Annotated in this window: 21 protein-coding genes; 15 read left to right on the plus strand and 6 right to left on the minus strand. The window is 49.1% G+C overall.

From position 1 onward, the window contains the following. Positions 1-17 precede the first annotated feature (17 nt). On the plus strand, positions 18-2,888 hold the full coding sequence (gene gcvP, locus CSQ88_RS08910) for an aminomethyl-transferring glycine dehydrogenase (RefSeq protein ID WP_099397762.1): 2,871 nt from the start codon (positions 18-20) through the stop codon (positions 2,886-2,888). Between the two features lie 179 nt (positions 2,889-3,067). After that, on the plus strand, positions 3,068-4,024 hold the full coding sequence (locus CSQ88_RS08915; RefSeq protein ID WP_099397763.1) for a substrate-binding domain-containing protein: 957 nt from the start codon (positions 3,068-3,070) through the stop codon (positions 4,022-4,024). Positions 4,025-4,152: 128 nt separating this feature from the next. Here the strand turns inward: CSQ88_RS08915 and CSQ88_RS08920 are convergent, their stop codons facing one another. Both CSQ88_RS08920 and CSQ88_RS08925 read right to left on the minus strand, forming a co-directional pair. Further along, positions 4,153-4,956 carry a hypothetical protein gene (locus CSQ88_RS08920; RefSeq protein WP_099397764.1) on the minus strand — a complete coding sequence of 268 codons (804 nt, stop codon included), beginning with the start codon at positions 4,954-4,956 and terminating at the stop codon, positions 4,153-4,155. 64 nt (positions 4,957-5,020) lie between these two features. After that, the gene (locus tag CSQ88_RS08925; RefSeq protein WP_099397765.1) at positions 5,021-5,578 is read right to left on the minus strand and encodes a hypothetical protein; all 558 of its coding nucleotides are present in this window, start codon (positions 5,576-5,578) and stop codon (positions 5,021-5,023) included. An 883-nt stretch (positions 5,579-6,461) separates the two neighbouring features. Between CSQ88_RS08925 and CSQ88_RS23345 the strand changes: the two genes are divergently transcribed. Genes CSQ88_RS23345 through CSQ88_RS22740 form a run of 3 tightly spaced genes read left to right on the plus strand, consistent with a single transcriptional unit; the run spans position 6,462 to position 7,145 of the window. Beyond that, positions 6,462-6,794, plus strand: a complete 333-nt coding sequence (locus tag CSQ88_RS23345) for a hypothetical protein (protein ID WP_257212536.1) — start codon at positions 6,462-6,464, stop codon at positions 6,792-6,794. Beyond that, positions 6,698-6,916: a serine O-acetyltransferase gene (locus CSQ88_RS23645; protein WP_374700463.1), complete on the plus strand. Its 219-nt coding sequence runs from the start codon at positions 6,698-6,700 to the stop codon at positions 6,914-6,916. The genes CSQ88_RS23345 and CSQ88_RS23645 overlap by 97 nt, the downstream gene beginning before the upstream one ends. Further along, positions 6,906-7,145: a hypothetical protein gene (locus CSQ88_RS22740; RefSeq protein ID WP_143449449.1), complete on the plus strand. Its 240-nt coding sequence runs from the start codon at positions 6,906-6,908 to the stop codon at positions 7,143-7,145. The genes CSQ88_RS23645 and CSQ88_RS22740 overlap by 11 nt, the downstream gene beginning before the upstream one ends. Positions 7,146-7,180: 35 nt before the next feature. On the opposite strand, the gene CSQ88_RS08940 is transcribed toward CSQ88_RS22740, so the two are convergent. Continuing rightward, complete coding sequence (locus CSQ88_RS08940; RefSeq protein WP_218963045.1) at positions 7,181-7,774, minus strand: CoA pyrophosphatase; 594 nt, start codon at positions 7,772-7,774, stop codon at positions 7,181-7,183. A gap of 52 nt (positions 7,775-7,826) precedes the next feature. Continuing rightward, positions 7,827-12,302 (minus strand): PAS domain-containing hybrid sensor histidine kinase/response regulator, encoded by a 4,476-nt coding sequence (locus CSQ88_RS08945; RefSeq protein ID WP_180273602.1) that lies wholly within the window; start codon positions 12,300-12,302, stop codon positions 7,827-7,829. 436 nt (positions 12,303-12,738) lie between these two features. On the opposite strand from CSQ88_RS08945, the gene metG reads away from it, so the two are divergent. Together metG and CSQ88_RS08955 are read left to right on the plus strand one after the other, a co-directional pair. Next, complete coding sequence (gene metG, locus CSQ88_RS08950; RefSeq protein WP_099397795.1) at positions 12,739-14,787, plus strand: methionine--tRNA ligase; 2,049 nt, start codon at positions 12,739-12,741, stop codon at positions 14,785-14,787. 129 nt (positions 14,788-14,916) lie between these two features. Beyond that, on the plus strand, positions 14,917-16,389 hold the full coding sequence (locus CSQ88_RS08955; RefSeq protein WP_099397769.1) for a hypothetical protein: 1,473 nt from the start codon (positions 14,917-14,919) through the stop codon (positions 16,387-16,389). 151 nt (positions 16,390-16,540) lie between these two features. Here CSQ88_RS08955 and CSQ88_RS08960 read toward each other — a convergent pair whose 3' ends face one another. Continuing rightward, positions 16,541-17,014 carry a WbuC family cupin fold metalloprotein gene (locus tag CSQ88_RS08960; RefSeq protein ID WP_099397770.1) on the minus strand — a complete coding sequence of 158 codons (474 nt, stop codon included), beginning with the start codon at positions 17,012-17,014 and terminating at the stop codon, positions 16,541-16,543. A gap of 54 nt (positions 17,015-17,068) precedes the next feature. Next, positions 17,069-17,506 (minus strand): PACE efflux transporter, encoded by a 438-nt coding sequence (locus CSQ88_RS08965; RefSeq protein WP_257212537.1) that lies wholly within the window; start codon positions 17,504-17,506, stop codon positions 17,069-17,071. An 84-nt stretch (positions 17,507-17,590) separates the two neighbouring features. Between CSQ88_RS08965 and CSQ88_RS08970 the strand changes: the two genes are divergently transcribed. The 8 genes from CSQ88_RS08970 (at position 17,591) to mscL (ending at position 25,129) form a co-directional block, all read left to right on the plus strand. After that, on the plus strand, positions 17,591-18,490 hold the full coding sequence (locus CSQ88_RS08970; protein WP_099397771.1) for a LysR family transcriptional regulator: 900 nt from the start codon (positions 17,591-17,593) through the stop codon (positions 18,488-18,490). Between the two features lie 96 nt (positions 18,491-18,586). Next, positions 18,587-19,681 (plus strand): hypothetical protein, encoded by a 1,095-nt coding sequence (locus tag CSQ88_RS08975; protein WP_099397772.1) that lies wholly within the window; start codon positions 18,587-18,589, stop codon positions 19,679-19,681. 438 nt (positions 19,682-20,119) lie between these two features. Then, positions 20,120-20,431 (plus strand): ferredoxin, encoded by a 312-nt coding sequence (locus tag CSQ88_RS08985; protein WP_099397774.1) that lies wholly within the window; start codon positions 20,120-20,122, stop codon positions 20,429-20,431. Positions 20,432-20,523: 92 nt separating this feature from the next. After that, positions 20,524-21,168: an alpha/beta hydrolase gene (locus CSQ88_RS08990; protein WP_099397775.1), complete on the plus strand. Its 645-nt coding sequence runs from the start codon at positions 20,524-20,526 to the stop codon at positions 21,166-21,168. After that, complete coding sequence (locus CSQ88_RS08995; RefSeq protein ID WP_099397776.1) at positions 21,165-21,830, plus strand: energy-coupling factor ABC transporter permease; 666 nt, start codon at positions 21,165-21,167, stop codon at positions 21,828-21,830. Before CSQ88_RS08990 ends, CSQ88_RS08995 begins: the two co-directional genes overlap by 4 nt. 140 nt (positions 21,831-21,970) lie before the next feature. Then, the gene (locus CSQ88_RS09000; RefSeq protein ID WP_099397777.1) at positions 21,971-23,515 is read left to right on the plus strand and encodes a sensor histidine kinase; all 1,545 of its coding nucleotides are present in this window, start codon (positions 21,971-21,973) and stop codon (positions 23,513-23,515) included. A 30-nt stretch (positions 23,516-23,545) separates the two neighbouring features. Next, positions 23,546-24,601, plus strand: a complete 1,056-nt coding sequence (rlmM, locus tag CSQ88_RS09005) for a 23S rRNA (cytidine(2498)-2'-O)-methyltransferase RlmM (protein WP_099397778.1) — start codon at positions 23,546-23,548, stop codon at positions 24,599-24,601. Between the two features lie 102 nt (positions 24,602-24,703). After that, positions 24,704-25,129, plus strand: coding sequence for a large conductance mechanosensitive channel protein MscL (gene mscL, locus CSQ88_RS09010; protein ID WP_099397779.1), 426 nt, complete (start codon positions 24,704-24,706; stop codon positions 25,127-25,129). Positions 25,130-25,171 lie beyond the last annotated feature (42 nt).

The raw sequence follows: 25,171 nt of genomic DNA on the forward strand, positions 1-25,171 counted from the left end.
CTTTTACGGTTGCCGCCATGACCACTGCATCTCTTAGCCATCTTGAAGATCACGCCGCTTTTGTGGCCCGCCATATCGGCCCTAATGCTGCGGAAGAAGCCGCCATGCTGGCCCTGCTTGGCTACACTAGCCGCGCTGATTTGATTAAAAATATCGTTCCTGCGGCGATTGCCCGTCAGGATGCTTTGCCGCTGGGTGAATTCACTCAGGCCAAAAGCGAAGCAGAGGCTTTAGCCACGCTGAAAGCCATTGCAGGCAAGAATGTGCTCAAAAAGAGCATGATTGGTCAGGGCTATTACGGCACCCATACCCCAAGCGTCATTTTACGCAATATCCTGGAAAATCCGGCCTGGTACACGGCTTACACTCCATACCAGCCAGAAATCAGCCAGGGCCGTCTGGAAGCCATTATTAACTTCCAGCAAATGATTACCGATATGACTGGCATGGCGATTGCCAATGCATCCATGCTGGATGAAGGCACGGCAGCTGCCGAAGCGATGACGCTCTTACTGCGTATGAGCAAAAGCAAATCGACCATTTTCTATGTGGCCGCCGATGTGCTGCCACAAACCCGCGAAGTGATTGCTACCCGCGCGGCACCGCTGGGCGTTGAAGTACGCACCGGTCTTGGCGAAGCAGGCGATGGTTTTGGTGTACTGCTGCAATACCCGGGGGTCAACGGCGATGTGCCGGATTACCGCGCACTTGTTGCTGATTTACACACCAAGGGCACTTTAGTAGTGGTCGCCGCTGATTTGCTGGCACTTACTTTATTAGAAGCGCCGGGCACTTGGGGTGCTGATGTAGTGGTGGGTAATAGCCAGCGCTTTGGTGTGCCGCTTGGCTTTGGTGGCCCGCACGCTGGCTTCTTAGCCACACGCGATGAATTCAAGCGCTCGATGCCAGGCCGTCTGGTTGGGATTACCATCGATGCGCAAGGCAAGAGCGCTTACCGCCTGGCCCTGCAAACCCGCGAGCAGCATATCCGCCGCGAAAAAGCGACTTCCAATATCTGTACCGCGCAAGTATTGCTCGCTGTGATGGCCAGCATGTATGCCGTTTACCACGGCCCAAGCGGCTTAAAACGCATCGCGCACCGCGTGCACCGTTTGACCAGCATTCTGGCTGCGGGCCTGAAGCAGCTTGACGTAAAAGTCCTGAACGAAAACTGGTTTGATACCCTTACCATTTCAGTAAAAGACGCCGCGGCGATTCATACTCTTGCCCATGCTCAGGGCATTAACTTACGCCAAATCGATGCTGCAACGCTTGGCGTTTCTCTGGATGAAACCAGCACCCGCAAAGATGTTGCGACCTTATGGAGCATCTTTGCTGCTGGCAAAACATTGCCAGCGGTAGACGCCATCGATGCAGAAATCGCAGGCGCATTACCTGGCGAGCTGCTGCGCCAGACAGATTTTCTGACGCACCCAACATTTAACCGCTATCACTCTGAAACAGAGATGATGCGCTATCTGCGTAGCTTGGCAGATAAAGACCTAGCGCTAGATCGCACCATGATTCCGCTCGGCTCTTGCACCATGAAGCTCAACGCCGCCAGCGAAATGATGCCGGTCACCTGGCCGGAATTTGCCAATGTCCACCCGTTTGCGCCAAATGCTCAAACTGCGGGCTACCGCGAAATGATCGCTCAGTTGGAAGCCATGCTGTGCGCGGCAACGGGTTATGCGGGCGTGAGCCTGCAGCCTAATGCAGGCAGCCAGGGTGAATACGCGGGTCTCTTGATTATCAAGGCTTACCACGCATCGCGTAACGATAATGCCCGCAATATCGTGCTGATCCCGGCATCCGCACACGGCACCAATCCAGCCTCTGCGCAAATGGCAGGCCTCACCGTGGTGGTAGTGGCATGCGACGAAGCCGGTAATATCGATCTGGCCGATTTACGCGCCAAGGCGGATAAACACAGCCAGAATATTGCCGCGATTATGATCACTTACCCAAGCACGCACGGCGTGTTTGAAGAATCGGTTAAGGAAGTCTGCGAAATCGTGCACAGCCACGGCGGCCAGGTATATATCGACGGCGCAAATATGAATGCCATGGTGGGCCTGTGCGCACCCGGCCAGTTTGGCGGCGATGTCAGCCACTTAAATCTGCACAAAACATTCTGCATTCCTCACGGCGGCGGCGGCCCGGGTGTTGGCCCGGTGGCAGTAGCTGCACACTTAGTACCGTTTTTGCCTAATCAAGAAAGCAGCGGCTATGTACGTGGCGAGCAGGGTATTGGCGCGGTCAGTGCAGCGCCTTATGGCTCGGCAGCGATCTTGCCTATCTCATGGATGTATATCGCCATGATGGGCGCGGAAGGCCTGAAAAGCGCAACGGAAGTGGCGATTCTTAACGCCAACTACATCGCCAAACGCCTGGCGCCTTTCTACCCTGTGCTTTACAGCGGTCATGATGGCTTGGTTGCGCACGAATGTATTCTTGACCTGCGCCCACTGAAAGACACCAGCGGCATCAGCAATGAAGATGTAGCTAAACGCCTGATGGATTACGGTTTCCACGCACCAACCATGAGCTTCCCGGTACCGGGCACACTGATGGTAGAGCCTACCGAAAGCGAATCCAAAGCAGAGCTTGATCGCTTTATCGACGCCATGATTGCCATCCGCAGCGAGATCGACCGCGTGGTGAGTGGTGAGTGGACACTGGCAGATAATCCGCTGGTGAACGCACCGCACACGGTAGAAGTATTAACCGCTGAAACGTGGGAACACGGCTATAGCCGTGCGACTGCAGCATTCCCGCTGGAGAGCCTGAAGCGTAATAAATACTGGCCACCAGTGGGCCGTGCAGACAATGTCTACGGCGATCGCAATTTATTCTGCGCTTGCTTACCGATGTCTGATTACGAATAAGCTTTTAAATGCATAAAGCAAAGGCCATCCGCAGGGGTGGCCTTTTTTTATTTAAATCCGTGCCTGCATGAATAAAATAAACACCAGCACAGCTGGTGCAAGCCGCCAGGCAGCAGATTCAACCGCATACCATTAATTAGCTATATTGCTAGAAATTAAGCATGTAAGTGGAGTACGAAATGCGATTAATGCGTCTTCTGTTGTTTGCGATGGCCCTTCAATTCACTTGCGCTGCAACAGCAGCCCCGCATAAGGCTATTTTTATCCCCAAAGGGGCGACACAAATTTTCTGGAAAGAAATGGCGCGTGGCGCTGAAGAAACGGCAAAAAATCTGCATATTGAAATGGTCTGGCGAGGGCCCAGCCAAGAAGATGGTGTTGATGCCCAAGCCCGTATTATTGATTTTTATATTCAGCAAAAATACTCAGGGATTATTTTAGCGCCCAATTCTATGGCACAACTCGATAAACCCATTCGGGAAGCCATCAATAAGGGCATTAAAGTTGTGATTGTGGATTCTCCATTAACAGGACAAAACACCCTGCCCTATGTAGGCACCAATAATAAAGAAGCTGGCGCTCTGGCGGCGGCGCAGGCCGCTAAAGATTTTCCGCAGACAAAAAAAATATTACTACTGCGGTATTCAGCGCAACATGGCTCGACTGCAGAGCGGGAAAAAGGTTTTTTAGACAGCATCCATAAACTACTGCCCAATGCAGAGGTAATTGATACGCAATATGCCGGTATTACAATGCAAGCCGCCGAATCCAGTGCAAGTGCTCTTCTGAGCCGAATCCCGGATATTGATCTTATTTTCACCCCCAATGAATCAAGCACAGAGGGTACAGTGCGTGCGCTTAAAGCCAAAAACCTTGCAGGAAAAACACACCATTATGGCTTTGATTTTAATCACAAAATCAATGAAGCAATAAAAGACGGCAGCCTGAATGGTGCAGTCATTCAAGACCCTTTTTTAATGGGGCAAAAAGCCATGCGTACCCTGTTTGAATTACTGAAAAACAAACAAACCCCTGCTCTGTTGGAAACGCCCGCTATTATGATTACCAAAAAAAATATAAATAATCCGGATATCCGATTAAAAACCGCCCCATTTCTAAAACTTTATCCAAGATAATAACGATTGCAATAAGCAAGTATCTGCAGCCAGTCTGATCCGCTTAAGGAGCTGCACTTAATTTGATCAGACTGAGGCAAACCCCAGGAATACTGAAAATAAAACCCGGGCGTCTTCCAAATCAGCCATTAGGACTTAAATATCGGTGTGCGGTTTGCCGCTTTGCTGCGACCGTCTAATTCTGCAATCAATACCGGCAATTTGGCTTTAGCAGCCTGCTTCAACTGATCACTGGCTTCGGTATACACTTTAGTACTGCGAAACCAATCTGCGCTGATGCTGTCACCCAGGCGATCAGAAATCAAATGCCATGCATAGGCATCCACCAGATTATTTTCTTGCAGATAAAGCTCGGCAATAATCCCTGCAGAGCGGATATTTCCCGCCACTAATGCATCTTTAAAGGTAGATTTAGCCTGATTGGCATAGTCAGTTTGCGGATCATAATCAGGGTTTTCCGGGTTTTTATTTAATTCAAAATAATACTTCTCACCCAAATGCACCATGGCATAAGCATCCCCCGATTTCGCCAGCTTTTTTAAGCTTTGCAAATCTTTCGTTAAATAATCGGCGGGCACCATATAGCCTAAAGCTTCCATCTTTTTACGGCGGGCAGCTTCTTCTGGGCTGATCACTTCTTTATCCGGTGTATTCATGGCGGTATTCGGAAGCGGGTCGGTTTTTACCTCATCGCTGCTTAAATCAATACTTTTGTTTTTAGCAAAAGGGGAAGCTTGCAGCATGGCAGACTGGCTGATATTTTTATCTTTTGCCTGTAAAGCAGCTACAGATATTGTGTCAGCCCGATCAGGCCCCGCTGGTGATTTCACGGCCGCAACTAGGCTGGATAAAACAGCAGCAGGTGATTGCCAGAAAGAGAGAATCACGCCACCGACTAATACCAGCATGAGCAACAGAATTGGTTTTTTCATATTTCGCCTCACTCCATTCTCTCTGATACCTAGCATCAGATATCAGAGAGATTATTTTAATTAATTATTTTGGCAAATTATTAAAACACTTCAGCAAATCACCCTGAGCATAGCCCCAGCGTGTAAACGCATCGCGCTGGGCTGGCGTGCCATGCGTGCTGTAATCCGCTGCCGCCCGGGCGCTACTTACAGCGGCTTCCAGGAAAGACTGATAGCCCAGCATATTCACGGCATAGCGAATAAATGATCCGCCATTACAATCTGCTTGCAACTCCATATAAGGCGCTTGCAAGCGGATATTATTAGCAAACTGAATGGAATGACCCCATTCATGGGCCAATACCATTTTGGCAGCGTAATTGCCGTGCTGGCTTTCCTGAGTCTGCAGAAATTGTGTACCCACGCTGATAATAGAAGGTCCGCAGGCCATCGCTTTCGGGCTGGGTTCGCCACATGCACGTTGGTCGGTATAAATGGTTGGCTGTGCATAGCGGCCTTTTTCCTGACTGATTTCATAGCCGGTTTTATTGATGTAAGTCTGATTTACCGTAACTGCATTTACAGCTTGAGTCAGGCCTAAGCCCATTACAAGTGCAAAAGCCATGCGAGCTTGCTTTGTCATCGTTATCTCCATTTTTGCTGGTTGCTTATTGCTCACGTTCCGTTTTGAAAGCAATTAACAATTAAGAATCAATCACTTTCTGCCACAGATCATCAACTCCATGACATTGACATGTCAAGACGCAACAAAAAAACACACAACAAACACAACATTAAAGCAACACAAATATTACCAATACATGCACGAACCTTTTTATACACCTCAGACATTCCCCTCTACCGCCAAAAAAAACTTACAATAAATTTACTTTTAATTTGATACGTAAAAAGCTAATCCACTTAAAATCTAATGTTCGCCCCATCTGCGGTCCATTACATCAGCCAGCCAACCTCTTATCCGCAACATTTTTTAACTCTATACAATCTGCAGCCCTCTTCTGCTTCACGGCGCACAGGCAGCGGGCTCATTGATCTAAAACAAGCTATCCCCTTAGAAAAAAAACACACAGAAAGAACATAACCAACTGTTTTAATTAAATAAAAAAATTAAACATCAAAAAAAAACATCCATAAAGCTTTAATTTTCGACAAAAAAACGACACTATCAATACTCTTGATATTTATGAAAAAACAATACCAAGGCCATAAAATACACATGCAAATGATTAAAAAGCTCTAAAAAATAAACTCTTATATCAATTTTATTCTGTATTGTTTTTGGGGCTAGCCTTCTTCATTAGTCAGTAAAAAGCAATAAAAATGAATAAATATGCGATCATTTCTGACGAAATACACGGTTTTTTAGCGGATAATTCGCCGCACGCCGAACCATGCCCCTGCCCTGGCGACTGGAAGACGTGGTTCAGGGCTTACGCCAATCACGCGAGCACGCACAAAAAACATGCTTTCATAGAGAGGTTCGAGAACGACCCTCAAGAGGAGTGATGGGGCAGATTATGGAAGGGCTGGCGGCGGTGCTGTTCCCCACGCATTACGGCAGACCGGATTTATCCGAAGAAAGTATCGATTATTCTGTGGGCACCACGCTGGCACAGCTGCTTGAGCAGGTCCGGCGCGGCCTGCTGTTTAAGGCAGCCCCCGGCGTCCCTCCGATCACAAGCACGCCGCCCATGAAATCACCCGCCGGTTTCCCCGCCAGCGGCCTGATATCCACGCCATTCTGGAGGCCGATTTACACGCAGCCCAGCAGGGGGATCCGGCGGCCAGAAGCATTTCTGAGCTTTTGCTTTGCTACCCTGGCTTTCGCGCCGTACTGAACTACCGCCTGGCCAATAGACTGTATTTACTGAGCGCACCCTTTTTAGCGCGGATTATTTCCAATCTGGCTTATGCCTCAACGGGCATTGATATTCATCCTGGCGCACAAATTGAGCCCTGAGTTTTTTATTGATCATGGCAGCGGCAGCGTGATCGGTGAGACCCGCATTATTGGCAAGCGGGTACGTATTTATCAGGCAGTCATACTTCCTTGTGCACAGCCTGTTTTGCGCCGTTTTGGGCTGGAAGTCACCGTGCAGCCGCCATTGGCTTTTTATAATCATTGCGGCGATATTGATACGCTGATTGCCACTCTCGTTAAAATCCAGAGAGGCCGCAGCAGGCTGTAATGCATTAAGCGGCACCCGCAGCCACGGGTACCGTTTTATTCCAAACTTTTGGCCAGCATCAGCAGCATTCCCGCCGTTGCCCCCCACACCACACGGCCATCATGCTCTAAAAAATTGGTGAAGCCGCGCTGGCCGTTGCGCTCTATCATCCTGCGCTCAAAACGGCGCGCATCAAGTAAAACGGAGAGCGGCAGCTCAAAAACATCCGCCACTTCATTAGGATCTGGCGTTAAATCAAAGCCCGGCTGCAACACCCCCACTACGGGCGTTACCCTGAAACGGCTGATGGTGAAGTATTCAGCCAGACTGCCCATCACCGCCACCCGCTCGGGCGAGAGGCCAATTTCTTCCTGCGTTTCACGCAAAGCCGTAGCGATTAAATCTGCATCCAGCGTTTCATACGCACCGCCCGGAAAACTAACCTGCCCGGCATGGGTAGAAAGATGCGCCGCACGCTCAGTGAACAAAACGGTGGGGCCATCAGGATGCAGTACCAGAGGAATCAGCACCGCAGCCTTACGGCTTTCCGGCATGGCCTCTCCACCCAAATCACCAGCGGTTATATGTGTTGCTGCATCCAGTTTGGACTGCAGCCATGGGATCATTAAACCCGAGCTTGGCAAAATCACGACAGTACCTGTTATTTTTGTTATTCATATTCTGAAAATACCGCTTAGCGCATCAGCGCACGCGTAAGCGCTGCCCGACAGCACTGCCTAAAGACATAATCTTCGCATGATATGGCCAAGCATTATCCAATGCTTTTTCACGCGCTGTCTGCTCTACTTTTTTGCATAAATCGGCCAGTGTATGCGCCCCCAGCTGAGCGGCCGCACCTTTCAATTTATGGGCACAGCTCACCACTGCATCTCCGTCGCCCGACTCAATCACCGGGCCCAGATTAGCCAGGCACTCATCCAGTGTAGGCAGAAACAATTTAATTAGCTCATCCGTCATATCCATACCCAGCATGGTTTTTAAATCTTCAAAGGTATGGTTAATGCTGGCCATTTCTTTATCCAGCTCTTCATTACCCGCAGGCGAAGTCATATGATCTCCATTCAGAGCATTTACAGTCTGCCCCTGTGACTGATTGAAAAAAAACCGCGATAAAACACGAATCAATTGCTCAGCACTAACGGGCTTGGCAATAAAATCATCCATGCCCGCCTCATAACAACGACCTTCATCGGCTTTAAACGCATTAGCGGTTAAAGCAATTACAGGCACCCGGCTTTTCGGCCCCGCCAATGCACGAATCAGCGCAACCGAGGTATAGCCATCCATTTCCGGCATCTGGCAATCCATAAAAACCAAATCGTAATTGCCTTTCTGAACCTGATTAAGCGCTTCTAATCCATTATTTGCGACATCTACTTTACAACCCAGTTTTTGTAGCATCATCATGGCCACTTTCTGATTAATCAGATTATCTTCAGCCACCAGAATATGTAAAGCCATACCTTCTAATTCATCTACCGATAATCTGTCTTCCCGAACCGTAGCACATTCACCGCACTGTAAAGCCTCTTCAATACAATACCGCAACTGTTTTTCCTCTGTAAACTTTGCTAAATAAAAATTCAGCGAATTAACTTTTCGATGAATCTCTTTTGCCCGGCTTAAAATTAAATGAATAATTGGCAAGGCAACTCCATGTAAATGAGCGTGAATACGGCGGCTTAAATCAACAGCTTCAAAACGCTCATCCATCATCACAAAGGCAAATTCTGTCCCGTCCTGATTTAAAGCGGCCATGCCCTCCTCAGGATCAGTATAATAATGCGCATGCAGACCAAGCCTTGCCAGAGTAATCGCAAGGGATTCGGCGTATGCAAGAAAAGGCTCAAATACCAGCACTTTACGCCGCTGACTATATACAGGCACCAGAGGCTCTGCAGAAACAACAGTAAAAGGCACTTCAATCCAGAAATTAGCCCCTTCACCGGGCTGGCTTTCCACGCCAATTTGTCCTTCCATTGCATCAATCAGGCGTTTACAGATAGATAAGCCCAAGCCAGTGCCCCCAAATTTGCGAGTTGTTGAATTATCTGCCTGGGTAAACGGGCTGAATAATTCGTTTTTCACCTGCTCAGACAAACCCAGCCCCGAATCTTTTATTTCAATCCGAATCATAACGCGCTGTGAATCAAGCACCTCACACAATACACGGGCAATAATATTTCCCTCCCCCGTAAATTTAATGGCGTTACTCATTATATTAACTAATACCTGACGCAAACGGGCAGGATCCCCCATTAAATGCTCAGGTACATCAGGGGAAACAAGGCATGCAATTTCTAATTTTTTTTCATACGCCCTTGGTGCAGAAAAAATAAACAACTCTTCTATAATATGACGCAAATTAAATTCAATACACTCTAACTCCAGCCTGCCCGCTTCTATTTTTGCAAAATCCAGCAAATCATTCAAAAGTGATAATAAAGAGTGTCCTGCAGTATGAATTGAATCTACCAATTCCCGCTGCTGCGGGCTCAGCTCGCTTTCAAGCACTAAAGATGAAAACCCCAATACCGCATTTAACGGGGTACGAATTTCATGACTCATATTGGCTAAAAAATCACTTTTAGCCCGGCTTGCTGCTTCCGCCATTAAAATGGCTGCTTGTAAGGCTGCCTCATTAATTTTCCTTTCATGAATATCAATATTCACCCCAAGCATGCGCAAAGGCTTGCCATCCTGACTAAAAGAACTTACCCGCCCCACGCTTAAAATCCAGCGCCAGTTTCCTTCCCTATTTTTTACTCTGAATTCAGCGGCACAAATAGCCAGCTCGCCACTAAAGTGCGCCTGCAATAATTTTCGGGCGGCAAGCACATCGTCAGGATGCGTTAATTCAGACCAGCTGTCTAAGTGAGCCGGCATTTCTGCCGGATCATAACCCAGTATTTCTGCCCATTGCCCGCCAAATAAAACCTCATTATTACTGATATTCCAATCCCATATTCCGAGACCCGCACATTGAATGGTTAAATCCATTCTTTTTCTACTTTCATTCAAAGCTTCTTCATGCTTCAGAATCTCAGTAATATCTTCATGCGATCCTACCATTCTGACCACTTCGCCTGATTCATTTTTCAAATGAACAGCCCGGCTGCGTACACTGACCCAATGCCCTGATTTATGTTTAAATCGGAGTGTCACCTCAAAGCGATCCATTGCCCCATGATTAAATTCATGGGTTAAATGCAAGAACCGCTTTCGGTCTTCCGGTTCAATCAGCCTGTCCCATGTGGCTAAATTGTTTTCTAATTCATCATCTGCATAACCAAAATTTTCTTTCCACTGGGAAGAAAACCACACCTCGCCCGTTTGCATATCCCAATCCCAAATCCCTTCTTTAGCGGCCTGTGCGGCCAGAGAAAAACGCTCGCCTGATTCACGCAGTGCATATTCAGCCTCAATCACACGGCTCATATCAAAATCAATACCAATAACCCTTTCCGGAAAGCCTTTATCATCCAGAATTAATTTTCCATGCGTAGAGATATAACGCATTGATCCATCAGGAAAAATAATTTTCAATATTTCACTAAGCGATTCACCACCATGCAGCATGGCATGCATTGCACCATCAAACTGAATAATATCTTCCCGGCTGATTCGGGCTGACCAGCTGGCGTAATCAAGATAAAACGATACGGGGTCCAAACCATAAAGGGCATACATGGCATCATCCCAGCTGATCTTATTTTTATCTAAATGCCATTCCCATGTCGCTAATTTTGCAGATTCAATAGCCAGTCTTAGCTTCTCTTTGATTAATTTCCCCTCCTCTGAAACGGAGGTGGCATTGAGCAGACACATTATTTTTTGATGATTACAAAAGTAAAAAGCATTGAATTCAACACCAAAATCAAGTCCATTCAGATCAAGCCCTTTCAGAACAAGGGCAGGATTTGTTACGCCAGGCGATTGATTTTTTTCCGCACTCAAAATATAGGATTCAAAATCATCATAATTAAAATCAAAAAACAACCTGAACACAGGCTGACCACACACATCCGCAGCCACCTGCTTAAAAAGTGCAAGTGCATAGTGATTGATGCTGAGCACCATGCCCTGTCTGTCCAAAATAAAAGCGGCCCCGGGCATGGCATTCAACATAAGCTCTATTTCTTTATCCTGAATTTTCGTTTTATTTTCTTTATCAATTTTATTTTTATTAACGATTTTTTTATTTAAAAACATAAAATAAACGGCTGCACACAGCAAGCTCATCAGCACACCCAAAGCCATGATCCATATATAATCATTTTTCAGATATAACTGATCAAAAGCCTGCTGACTGGACATTTTTAAAGTGAGCTGTTTTCCTCCATAAGCAAACACTACTTTGCGATGATATAAAGAAATGGCATTATCCGGAGAAGTCAGATCACTCTGATATAAATTAACAGGCGCAGTTTTATTGTCTGAAATGCTTAACTCACATTTAAATAAATTCGCGTATTCACAATCAATATTCCCCATCATTTTTTTTACGCTAACCGGAATATAAACATAGCCCTGAAGCAAACCATGTCTGTCAAATGGTTTGTTGCTTTTTTTATCCATAAAATACCATGGGGAGAAAATTAAAAAATCAGCCTTGTGTAATTCTGATAAACGCTTTGAAACAATTAGCAACACTTGGTCTTTACCTGCGACTGATTTCAAATCATTAACCAAATCTGTATATACAGAGAAGTCATAGCCGCGAATTTCTTCTTTAAAAAGGCCAGGCTCCAGTGCTTCAACAATATAAGCATCTGTATTTGTGCCGGAGATATCAGCCATTTTTAAAGGAATGCTTGCAAATTCATTGGCCCATTTTGCCTGGTAATTGGCCCGGTCTTTATCAGCCACCCATCTGAGCAGGCCAACAGACAAAGCACCTGCTTGTGTAGCGGGCAAATCTAACAGCTGTACAGCATATAAAAAACCGGGTTGTGCGCCCCCTTTTCCGGTAAATGCGCCTGCGCGCTGCAAGCCCTCACCAAATGCATTCATGTGATTTTGTACAGCAGAAACATAGCGGGCGCTCATTTGCAAAAACGCAGCTTCTGCCCGCTCCGCATCCAGACTATAGGAAAAAAAAGCCAAGATAACGCTGATAAGCATTCCGGCCAGCACGAGTAATACAGGCCCTAGCATTGTAGTTTTATTCCAATTTAGCCGATGCAAAAATGACTTCATTACTCGCTGACTCTGTAAATGTTTGTTTTACAAACTGCACCCAAGATGAGAAATCAAGGAAAAAATCGGCCATTTCTGCCCAAGGCAGCTTAGCAGCGCACTGAATGCAGCAAAGCCAGCTGAGGAGCACAACAATTTATGACTTATCAATATAGAGAGCACCGGGGCGGCTTGCCAGATAAAGGCCAAAACTCATGACAAAAGCATTGCGGTTCCCGTAATAAAAGCCCGAATCAGCGGGCCTGTTTATTTTCACTTCAGCAAACACCTTGATTTATGCGTGTTTACACGGGCTTTTCACTGCAACACCACAAATATCTATGTATTCACCTCGCAGTCGAAGCAAATATTGGGGATAATTCCCTATTCTCTTTATTCCTTGGTTTTCGCCACGATGCCGCGCAAGATTCTCGTTACCTCAGCCCTTCCCTACGCCAATGGTGCGATTCACCTTGGCCACCTTGTTGAATATATCCAAACTGATATCTGGGTGCGTTTTCAAAAGCAGCGGGGCAATCAATGTCATTACGTCTGTGCGGATGACACCCACGGCACGCCGATTATGCTGCGCGCTGAAAAAGAAGGCCTGACACCAGAAGCACTGATCGCACGCGTACACGGTGAGCACACCCGTGATTTCGCAGGTTTCCATGTAAATTTTGATAATTTTTACTCGACCAATTCGCCAGAAAATCGCGAGCTGGCTTACCGTATTTACGGCAAATTAAAAGAAGATGGCAAGATTGCCAGCCGCACTATTAATCAGCTTTACGATCCAGTTAAGAATATGTTTTTGCCTGATCGCTTCGTAAAAGGCGAATGCCCAAAGTGCGCGGCTAAAGACCAATACGGCGATAACTGCGAAGTTTGCGGCGCAACTTACAGCCCAACCGAACTCAAAAACCCGTACTCGGCCGTTTCGGGTGCCACGCCAGAACTGCGCGAATCAGAACACTATTTCTTTAAGCTGGGCGAGTGCGAAGACTTCCTTAAAGAATGGACCACAACGCCAGGCAAGCTGCAAAAAGAAGCCTCCAACAAGATGCAGGAATGGTTTGAAGCCGGTCTTTCCGACTGGGATATCAGCCGCGATGCGCCTTACTTTGGTTTTGAGATTCCGGATGCGCCGGGCAAGTATTTCTATGTGTGGCTGGACGCGCCGGTAGGCTATATGGCAAGCCATAAAAACCTGTGCGATCAGCTTGGCTTAGATTTTGACAGCTATTGGAATAAAGATTCTGATGCCGAGCTGTATCACTTTATTGGTAAAGATATTCTGTATTTTCACGCGCTATTTTGGCCTGCGATGCTGGAATACGCAGGCTACCGCACGCCAACTGCCATCCACGCCCACGGCTTTTTAACCGTAGACGGCGCAAAAATGAGCAAATCGCGCGGCACCTTTATTACCGCCGAATCCTACCTCAAGCATCTGAACCCAGAATGGCTGCGTTATTACTTCGCGGCTAAATTGGGCAGCGGCGTGGATGATCTGGATTTAAATCTGGAAGACTTCAGCGCCCGGGTTAATTCTGATCTGATCGGCAAGTACGTTAATATCGCCAGCCGTGCAGCAGGCTTTATCAGCAAGCGTTTTGAAGGCCGTCTGCACGATGGCATTTTCACCGCCAGCGATTACCCGCTGATGGATCGCATCGTTGCACTGCAAGGCCAGTTACAAGGCGCGGGTGAAAAACTGGCGGCACTGTATGAAGCGCGTGAGTATGGCCGGGCCATTCGCGAAATCATGACGCTGACCGATGAAGTAAATCAGTACGTCGATAGCGTAAAACCTTGGGCGATGGCCAAAGACCCTGAGCAGAGCCTGCATCTGCATGTGGTTTGCAGCTTTTTGATCAACGCTTTCCGTATTCTGACTATTTACCTCAAGCCGGTACTGCCTAAGCTGGCGGCAGATGTAGAGCAATTTTTGAATGTGGCCCCGTTTACCTGGAGCGATGCACAGGTCTTGCTGCTCGATCACACCATCGAAACTTACCAGCACTTAATGACCCGCATCGATCCAAAAGACATTGCCGCCATGGTTGAAGAAAACAAACAAAACCTAGAAGCCACCGCCCCTGTCGCCAAGCCGGATTATGAAATTCCGCCGATTGCGGAAACCATCAGCATCGATGACTTTATGAAAATCGATCTGCGCGTGGCCATGATTACCGAAGCCAAAGCGGTAGAAGGCGCGGATAAGCTGGTGTCTTTAACGCTGGATATCGGTAGCGAAACCCGCCATGTGTTTGCAGGCATTAAGGCTGCGTATAAGCCTGAAGACCTGCAAGGCCGCATGACCGTGATGGTGGCGAATCTTGCCCCGCGCAAAATGAAATTTGGCGTATCAGAAGGCATGGTACTGGCGGCTGGTGGTGACGGTGGCTTGTATATCCTTAGCCCGGACACCGGTGCCAAGCCTGGTATGCGCGTAAAATAAAACGAGCAACCGCCATTCGTGGCGGTTTTTTTTGCTGACTTTTTGTAAAGAATCAGGCCTAAATACCTTGCCCCCCCTGGGTGATCAACAGCATGACATGCACCTGACCTTACTTTTTAAAAGAGCCCTATGCTAAAACGCCTCCTCTCCATCAGCCTATTACTAAGCAGCCAAGCTTACGCCGAATCCAGTGATGCACTCATTCAAAAACCTGCGGCATTTAAGCTAGGGTTTGAAACCATTACCCTACCCAATGATGAAAGCATGGGCATGGTGGGTGGCAGCTATTTAATCGAGACACTGCCCGGCCTCTATCTGGGCCCTGCGGCCTATGGTGCGATCACGGGCGAGCGTGGTGGTTTCTTTACCGGTGGCGCTGAAATCACTTACCGCCTTCCTGTGAGCAAAGAAATCAGCGTGGATACCGGCTTTTACCTGGGCGGTGGCGGTGGCGGCGCGGCAGGTGTGGGCGGCGGGCTGATGCTGCGCCCGCATATCGATTTGCTCTGGGATTTTGGCGGCATTCGCGCTGGGCTTTCCGCATCAGAAGTACGTTTTCCAAGCGGCAACTTCAGCAGCCGCCAGCTGGGGGTAATGATTTCTGTAGACGATACATTCAGCTACAGCGATGCCAGCCGCATCGGTCAATACCTCACGGCCACCCGCCGTGGTGGCGTAGGTTTTGATCGCATCGCCATTGTTGCCGCGCAATCTAGGCCACAGGGCAGCAGTGTCAAAACGACCACTAGCGCAGCTGCGCCGGATAGCACCTCTTACGCGGGCTTTTTAATGACGCAATCCTTGAATAATGGCTGGCTGTGGGGTGTGGAAGCCGCAGGTGCAGTGAAAGGATCATCTGACGGCTACGCCGAAGTATTGGGCACTTTCGGCTGGGAATACGCGTTTAACTCTGCCCTGCGTGCAGGCACGCGCGTATCGCTTGGCATGGGCGGTGGCGGAGCAGTGGATACAGGTGGCGGCGCTTTGGGAAAAGCAGCTGTCTTTGGCACTTATCAAATCAGCCGTGATCTGGATTTAACATTAGAAACCGGCTTATCCAAAGCCTTTGATGGCAGTTTTAATGCCCGCTATGCCAGCCTGCAACTTGGCATGGCACTGGACCACCCCCATGCAAGCAGCGACATTCTGAACCGGATTGAAGGCTGGGAATGGGATGCCAGCATGCAGCACTACACCAGTGCCGCACGCCGCGATGGCAGCAAGCGCAGCATGCAAAATATTGGCTTTAAATTAAACCGTAAAATTGATGATGGTTTTTATCTCAGCGGCCAGGCGCACAGCGCATTAGGTGGCGGAGCCGGTGGCTACTCAGTTGGCTTGATTGGCGCAGGCTGGGAAAGCCAGGAAATCATCGGCAAATTACGCCTGAGTGCAGAAATGCTGGTCGGCGCAGCCGGTGGGGGAGGTGTTGATTCAGATGGCGGCGCCATCATGCAGCCCATGGCTTATGCCAGCTACCCCATCAGCAATAACTGGCAACTAAAAGCCGGTGCAGGTGTGGTTAAATCACTCAAAGGCGATCTAAACAGCCCCGTGCTTGATTTATCAATCGGCTACCGTTTTGGGGTACCACGGCGCTAATAAGCTGCAACTGATGTGTGCAACGACAAACCCAAATCTTGAACCACGGAGTTCACAGAGGACACGGAGTTTCACAGAGAAAACCTATTTGTGTTTTTCTCCGTGCCCCTCTGTGTTCTCCTTTCCTCCGTGGTTCAAGACCTGGGTTTTGTTAAGCAATATTAAAACAAGCCACCATCCTGGCTAAATATGCCTCACAGCCCAGCTCGCCCTCGCTCGGTGCCCAGCTGGCTTTTTCGCTATCCTTCAGTGGCACATAAGGGCCGGCCTTACTTTCAAAAAAGACTGAGCCACTTTCCAGCGCCACCATGCTGTGAAACGCGCCTGCAGGAATATTAATCCCCAGATTACCATCGGCAGCAAGCACCACCTGCTCGGTGATCTCGCCTGCTTCATCAAATATCAGCACGCCAAAACGCCCGCTCAGCGCAATCATGGTTTCGTCTTTCTCCAGATCAGAATGGCGATGCGGCTGCACATAGGTGCCCGGCTCCAGCGCATTTAAAAGGCGGTGACAGGCCGATTCATTACTGGCATGAAAATTCAGATTTTTACGCAGCCTTGGGCTGGTTTTTGCAGCCGCAGATAAATCAGCCAGCGTGCCCTTATTAATTAAACTCACCATATAATTTATTTATCTCAATTTAAAATTAATCAGGGCACAGCAGTTGCCGCGCGACTAAACGGCCTGCCACCCTGGCAGGGGGAATACTTTATCGTAAGCCCAGTTATATACAAAGGCATAAACCAGATAAAAAGTGGCAAAGCCCAAATCCATAATAAAGGCTTCCCAAATCCCGATATTCAGCCACCATGCTACCAGCGGCAGGCTGACAAATAATAAGCCGCCTTCAAAACCAAAGGCGTGCACAACGCGCTCCAGCGTATTTTTCTTTACGCGCTGTTTCCAGCGCGCAAGTAAATGATCAAAACCTAAGTTGTAAAGGTAATTCCAAGCCGCAGCAATCACCGACATCGTCACGGCCAGCACCCCCAGTTGCTGTACCGAAAAGCCAAACGCCCAATGCGCCAGCGGTACAAAGAGTAAAAAACCGATCACCTCAAAACCAATGGTCTGGCGGATACGGTCTGCCCGATTTCTCATTTGTACTTTCATGCTGCTCTCTCATTTAAGGATAGCCACCATAGTAAACTGCTTCTATGATGGTTGTTAGTTAGAAACCATCATAAAAACAGATAGATGAAATATTCATTAGATCAGCTCAGCGCATTTAAAGCAGCGGCCGAATGCGGATCTTTCTCTGCCGCTGCCCGCCGCCTGGGCAAGGCGCAATCTTTGATCAGCACAGCGATTGCCAATTTAGAGATTGATTTAGGCGTCAGCTTATTCAATCGCGAAGGCCGCTACCCACAGCTCAGCGCAGAAGGTATGCGGCTTTTGCCTGAAGCCATCGCGATTTTGCAGCGCTGCGATCAGCTGAGCGGCATCGCCCATGGGCTGACTGCAGGGCAGGAGGCCAAGCTGCGCTTAGCCGTGGATGATTCTGCCCAAATGCCATGGCTTGGCGACTTGCTGCAACAGCTTGCGGCAAAATTCCCACAACTGGAAATAGAGCTGTTATTCCCGATTATGGAAGACCTCTACAAACTGCTGCTCTCGGGCCGGGTTGATCTTGGCATCAGCTACGAGGCAGCCGAACATCCCAAAGAGCTGGCTTTTCATGCTTTAAGAGAGTGTGAAATGCAATTTGTGGTATCCCGCCAACACCCTTTAGCCCTGGAAAAAACCCTTACTTTAGAAATGCTGCAAGACCACAGGCAGCTGATGGTCACTGGCCGCCACAGTGGCGCGGAAAAAGAGCGCTTCAGATACTCACCCTCAGTCTGGTGGGTGGAGGGTGACTGGGCTGTACTGGAGCTGGTACGCCGCGGCCTGGGCTGGGCCTGCCTGCCTAATCACTTTGCAGATCTGGCTTTAGAACAGGATATTGTGCAACTGCCAATCCGGCATTTTGAAAGCAGCCTGCAGCTGGGCGTACAACTGGTCTGGCACCCTGCTCACCCCCTGGGCCTGGCCGGGCAATGGCTGAAAGAAACTTTAATTCACAATTCAAACCAAATAAGCGGCAAACCGGGGTGAAATAAACCCCTGTTCAAGTTGTGGATTAGCCAAATAATTCAAACAGCCAGACTCTCGGTATAATCACCCCTTTGTCACCTTTCGTTCAGGCCAGCCATGTACCTGCCAGATCCTCGCCTCTACGCCAGAGTTAACGCACAAAACCCAATTATCCGGCTTTTGATGTCGCTGCTGACGGAATCGTCCAGCGCCCTCGTCAGCCAAAAACGCGAAGAGCTCACACGCCTGCTCGCCGACACCCTGGCCATCAATGATCACGCCGGTTTAAACGCCGCCTTGACGCAAGCACCGTCTTTAGATGCCTATCTGGAGCTGTGGAGCCTGCTGCGCGCTGCGGTTGAAACTGCACCCAAAGATGCAGAGCAATACGCCATTCCTTTTGCCATCCCGGTTATTTTAGTAGCGGGCTTTAAAGGCACAACCGAGCTGGCAGGCCAGCTTAAAGATATAGACGCCGTGCTGGCCCTCTTAAAGCAGCACGAAGTCATCGCACCCGATGCTGATGTCTGGCTGTCTGCCAAGCTGGTACATGCTGAAACCCTGGCAGGAGTGAACCCATCACAGCTCTGCCAGTGGCGCGATCAGTTGCAATACGCCTCAGGCGGCTTGCCGGTCGACTTAAACACCTCGCCGATGCCGCTGAAAGACGAAGCCGTTTTTCTGCGCTATCTGGTGGGCGTGGCCATGCAAAAGAAAGATGCAGCACCCGCAATCAAGCTGGGCGGCAATCTGGGCGCATGGGGCATGCAGCTGGCTAATTTAATTGGCGAGCAGCTTAAAACCAATGGCGTGACTTTATTCCCGATTCCCCGCACGCCAATGCCGTGGCTGACTGCCGGTGAAGCAGGCCGCGAAACCCAGCTGGAAACCCGCTTGCAACTGATGACCAGCAATGCGCTGCGCAGCATCCGCAGCAAAGGCCGCACGCCGGTGATCTGTATTGCCGCGCACGAAAACGCCGAAATCCGCATTACCTTTTCGACCGTCGAAGATGCTGAGCGCTGGGAAGGCTTTGTCTGGCCGCTGTCGGCCTGGGACCATGTGGAAAAAATCCACCAATACGCAGTCGAATTATTCCGCGAGTGTATGGTGACGGATATTCGCATTATCGAAAACGTACAGCCTGATATGGATAGTGATCAGTTACCGTTTTTTGTGACAGCGCATATTAAGGCAGTTGTGCAGCATTAATTGATTTTAGGCGGGTGTAATCACATCTGAGCTAAGCCTTTTTTGCATTAGCAAACAACAAAAAGACGTCATAACAGCGCTCTCGGCACAGGGCTTAGAAGTCCCCTTGAAACACGCCGGAGCGAGGAACAAGCGGGGCGGGGGATCGCTTGGGAGCGAGGAACGAGCCAATCCCGCCTGCCGCCGACTCGATTGTCCGCAGCGCAGGGGCTTTCGTGTTTCGTGGGGCGGCCTTCTTTGCTTCCTTTCTTGGCCGTTCAAGAAAGGGAGTCCCCTGCGGGGGATTCCCGCACCTGAATCAAGGTGCCGAAGGCACTAAAAAAGTCTTTTTGACTTTGGTTAGCGTACATGGAGCAACCCGCCAATAATGAGACGATATTAAGCACGGCGGGTTGCCCCACCCAAAGATAAATTTCAACTTCCCATTTCGAGGCCACCATGAGCCATTACCAGCACCACGTATTTTTTTGCCTGAACCAGCGCGAGCCTGGTGAGCGTCAGAGTTGCGCCAGCTGTGGCGCGGTGGAGATGTGGGAACACGCCAAGGGCCGCATCAAAAAGCTAGGGCTAAGCCAGCCAGGCAAAGTGCGTATCAATAAAGCAGGCTGTCTGGAGCGCTGTGAAGAAGGCCCTGTACTGGTCGTTTATCCTGAGGCCGTTTGGTATACCTATATTGATAAAAGCGATATCGACGAAATTATCGACGAGCATATCGTCAACGGCCGCGTCGTTGAGCGTTTAAAAATTTAAGCGCCTTCCGGCCTGCACCGGGGCAATCCGCCTGATTGCCCGTTTTTTTATATCCATTCATCAGGCGGGCCCGCCCCGCAAAGCCACACGCTATGAGCACACCCCGTAAAGCCCCCTCTTTTGAACTCATTGAGATTGATGGTCCGGCAGGTAAACTCGAATGTTTACGCCTCTCATCCGCGCTCGAAACCACCGTCGGCATTGTGCTTGTCGCCCACCCCAACCCCACCGAAGGTGGCACGTTCAGCAATAAAATTGTGCATACCCTCGCAAAAACCCTCAGCCGCTTAGGCTATGTGGCCTACTGCCCCAATTTACGCGGCGTGGGCAATTCGGCGGGTGAGTTTGAGAACGGCGTTGGCGAAGTCGACGACATGGCCGCCGTGCTGGCTTTTGCTCAAAGCGAGCATCCAGCGCTTAGCCGCCTGACACTGGCAGGTTTTTCCTTTGGCACCTTTGTGCAAAGCCAGCTCTGTGAGCGCATGGGCAGCGATCAAGTGGAAGGCCTGATTTTGATTGGCCCGGCGGTCAGCCGGCATAATTTCCCTGCTGTGCCCGTCAGCAAAACGCTGCTGATTCACGGCGAAGAAGATGAAGTCATCAGCTTAGACACCGTACTGAACTGGGCCAGACCGCAATCGCTGCCGGTCGTGATATTCCCGGGCGTAGGACACTATTTCCACGGCAAGCTTACCCAGCTTAGCGATTGGGTAAATAAAGAATGGCGTATTAAATGAACCTGCACGCCGGGCCATTTGCAAACTGGCTGCTGCTGACTTCATTTCTCATCAGCGGTGGCCTGATTTTGCACGCAGCTTTGCGTATCCCATGGTTTGCCCTCACTCAGGAGCGCCTTACTGGCTGGTTTGGTGCAAGCGTTTTTGTCTTGTGCTTCTGGCAAATGAAAGCCAGTATTCAGCCGGGGCTGTCGTTTCACTTACTTGGTGCCAGCGCACTCACCATGATTGCCGGGCGAGATAAAGCCCTGCTGGGGCTGGCTGCCGTGCTGGTTGCAGATACGGCCTATGGGCATTCGGCATGGGCAAGCATGGGCTTGTCCTGGCTGATAATTGCTTTTTTGCCCGTTACGCTCACTCATGCCCTGTTTACCTGGGCGCAGCGCGCTTTGCCCGCTAATTATTTTATTTATATTTTTGTCAATTGCTTTGCCGCAAGCATGCTTTCCATGTGGTGCACCGGCCTTTTTACCTGTGGCCTGCTTGCAGCCAGTGGTGCCTATCCTGTCGATTTTCTGATAGAAGAACAGCTACCCTATTACTTCCTTATGGGCTGGCCAGAGGGCTTTACAAGTGGCGTCTATTTATCTTTATTAGTGATCTGGCGCCCCCAGTGGGTCAGTACCTTTAATGATGCGTTTTATCTAACGCGCAAAAATTAGCCAGTTACGCCGCCCCGCTTACAAAGCATTGCATCAAAAAATACATCACTTCTTATTTATGCAAGACAAGCACAGGACTTAACTTGCCCTTTAATTACATTGAGGGCTATTGTTAAGCAAACATCTACAGCATAAACCGCATGCACAGCATCCGCTTCCGCCTGAATATGATTTTCTTAGCCATCGTGACGCTGTTTTTAGCGACATCGGGCGTGATTTCCTATTGGCAAACGCAGCAAGAGCTTGAAAACAATATGCGGCTTTCGGCCCTAGCGCTGCAAAAACGTTTGCAAACCGTTTTGCCAGGCATACTCTGGAATTTCGACAGCACCCAGATGGGCTTAGTGGTCGAGGCCGAAATGCAGTCTGCTGATTTAGCACTGCTTTTAGTTTTTAACAATGAAGAGCAAGTAGACGGGCGGATCAACGACCGCGGCAAAATGACTGCCATACACAAAAGTATTGTGTCCCCTAATGCACAGACTTTCCCTATTTACTATCCCGCCAATGAAGTGTCCAAACCGATGGGAAAAGTGGTTTATGTTTTCTCACGGGAAAAAATCGCCGCCCGCTTAAACCAGATGGTGGTAGCTAAAATTATCGAAGTTGTTTTACTGGATCTGCTTCTCTTTATGGCGCTTTCACACAGCCTGCTGCTGGTTGTGATACGCCCCTTGGGGCAGCTCCGAGAAGCCCTTGCCCATGCCGCTGACGCCAAAGACTTTGATTTTAATGACATCAAGCTGGCCCACCAGACCAAAGATGAATTTGCCGATGTGGCCGATGCAGTACACAGCATTACCCGCAGGTTGTGTGATGATTTAGAAAGCCGCAAAGCTGCAGAGCACGCCATGCGCGTAACCAGAGATCTCACCGAAAGCGCTTATAAGCAGTTGAATGAAACCAAAAATAATTTAGTTCAGGCCGAAAAAATGGCCTCACTGGGGGGGCTGGTTGCCGGGGTTGCCCATGAGGTCAACACCCCTGTTGGCGTTATTTTAACCAGCGCATCGGTTTTATTTGAGGATACGCAAGCCTTCAAAACTAATCTGGATGCCGGTGCCATCAAAAAATCAGAAGTGTTGCGCTATTCCGAAATGGCTATTGAATCCAGCCGTCTGATTTTGGCTAATGCAGAACGCGCCGCCCAGCTGATACAAAGTTTTAAACAAGTCGCTGTAGACCAGACCTCTGAAGCCAGGCGCAGTTTTGAGCTTGGGGAATACATTGACGAAGTCATTATGAGTTTAAAGCCCACACTAAAACGCACCTCGGTACGCATTGAAACCAGCTGCGACGAAAAGATCAACCTCGATGGCTACCCAGGCGCTATTTCCCAAATTATTACCAACTTTCTGACCAATGCCTTGGCCCATGCTTTTGCTGAGGGACAGGAAGGACTAATTTCACTTCAAGCCATAAAAATAGGCGATAACGTCACTCTGCGTTTTGAAGACAACGGTATGGGCATTCCCAGCGAGCACTTGAATAAGATTTTCGACCCTTTTTTTACCACCAAAAGAGGCAGCGGCGGCAGTGGCTTAGGGCTGAATGTTGTCTTTAATTTGGTCACTCAAACCTTAGGCGGCACGCTGGTGGTGAATTCGGAATCAGGCAAAGGAACCACATTTATTGCCTGCTTCCCCCTGATTGCCCCCCAGGGCAAGGAAGGCAAGCACGCCTAAAATCACCCGTATTCTGGTATCCTTACGCCCATGACACATGCCATTCTTTTTTATTGCCGCCCCGGTTTCGAAGCCGATGTGGAGGCCGAGTTCTCCTTTAAAGCAGATATCCCGGGCAAATGGGAAACTGGCCAGGGGTTTTGCATCTTTTTGCCTAAGCGCCCTGCCGACTGGGACAAGCTTTACCGCACATTGGAATGTGGCGACTGGGTTTTCCCGCGCCAGATTATTTTTGTGGCCGAAATGCTTGATTTACCACCTAAAGATCGTCTTACACCTATCCTGACTGCGCTCGATCAGTTACACGAAGCACATAAGGGCCCATGGCGTGATGTATGGATTGAATATCCTGACACCAACGATGGTAAGGAAATCTCTTCATTCAGCCGTAAATTTGGTGCGCTGCTCGAAGCAAAACTCGCCACCAAAGGTTTAGCCAGCGAGGCCAGTGCCAAAGCACGCCTGCATTTATTTTTTCCAACCCTAGAGCGTGTTTATATCGGCTTTACCCGCCCTGATTTTTCTGTGAACTGGCCGCTGGGCATTCCGCGCCTGCGTATGCCAACCGATGCCCCAAGCCGCTCAACCTTAAAGCTGGCCGAAGCGTTTATGATTTTGGTGCCCGAATCAGCCCAGGTGAAGCCCGGCATGAGCGCCGTAGATTTAGGCGCAGCACCCGGTGGCTGGACCTGGCAAATGGTTAGCCGTGGCTGCACCAAGATTTTTGCCATTGATAACGGCCCCATGAAAGGCAGTATGGCCATTCACCCCAGCGTAAAACATCTGCGCGAAGATGGCTTCAGATACCGCCCTAAAAGCCCGGTGGACTGGCTGGTTTGCGATATGGTTGAGCAGCCTGCGCGTATTGCTGCGCTGATTTCAGACTGGCTGGTGAAAGGCCATGCCCGTCAGGCTATTTTTAACTTTAAACTGCCCATGAAAAAACGCTGGAATGAACTGCAGCGCTGCCTTGATATTATTGATGATGCACTCGATGGTGCAGGTATCCGCTACCAGATCCGCGCCCGCCATCTTTATCACGACCGCGAAGAAGTCACCTGTTATTTAACCAAAATTAAGCGCTGATTATTGCATTGCGTGAGGGGCAGCCACGCCCCTTGCGCAAAATCCGTCTATTTTTAAAAGAGAATTGGTCCATTGTTCATCACTAAGCAACAGGGGTATCGCATGTTTAAAGAATTCAAAGAATTTGCAATGCGCGGTAATGTGATCGACCTGGCCGTCGGTATTATCATTGGTGCGGCATTCGGTAAGATTGTTGATTCACTGGTAAAAGACATCATCATGCCGCCCATTGCCATGCTGATGGGCAAGGTGGATTTTGCTAATTTGTATTTTTTATTATCCGAAGGTAAAACCCCTGCGCCTTACGCCACCTTAGATGCGGCTCAAAAAGCCGGAGCGGTCACATTAAACTACGGCGTATTTATTAATGTGCTGATCAGCTTTGTCATCGTGACCTTTGCCGTATTCTTAGTGATTAAAGGCCTGAACAAACTGAAGCGTGAAGAAGCAAGCGCGCCTGCCGCACCTGCTGCCACACCTGAAGATATCGAGCTATTGCGCGAGATTCGTGATTTACTTAAAAAATAAACGCTTACTTTTCAAATTGAAAGCATGGGCTTTTGCCCATGC

This window comes from Iodobacter sp. BJB302, from assembly GCF_002735645.1.
Classification (GTDB): Bacteria; Pseudomonadota; Gammaproteobacteria; order Burkholderiales; family Chitinibacteraceae; genus Iodobacter.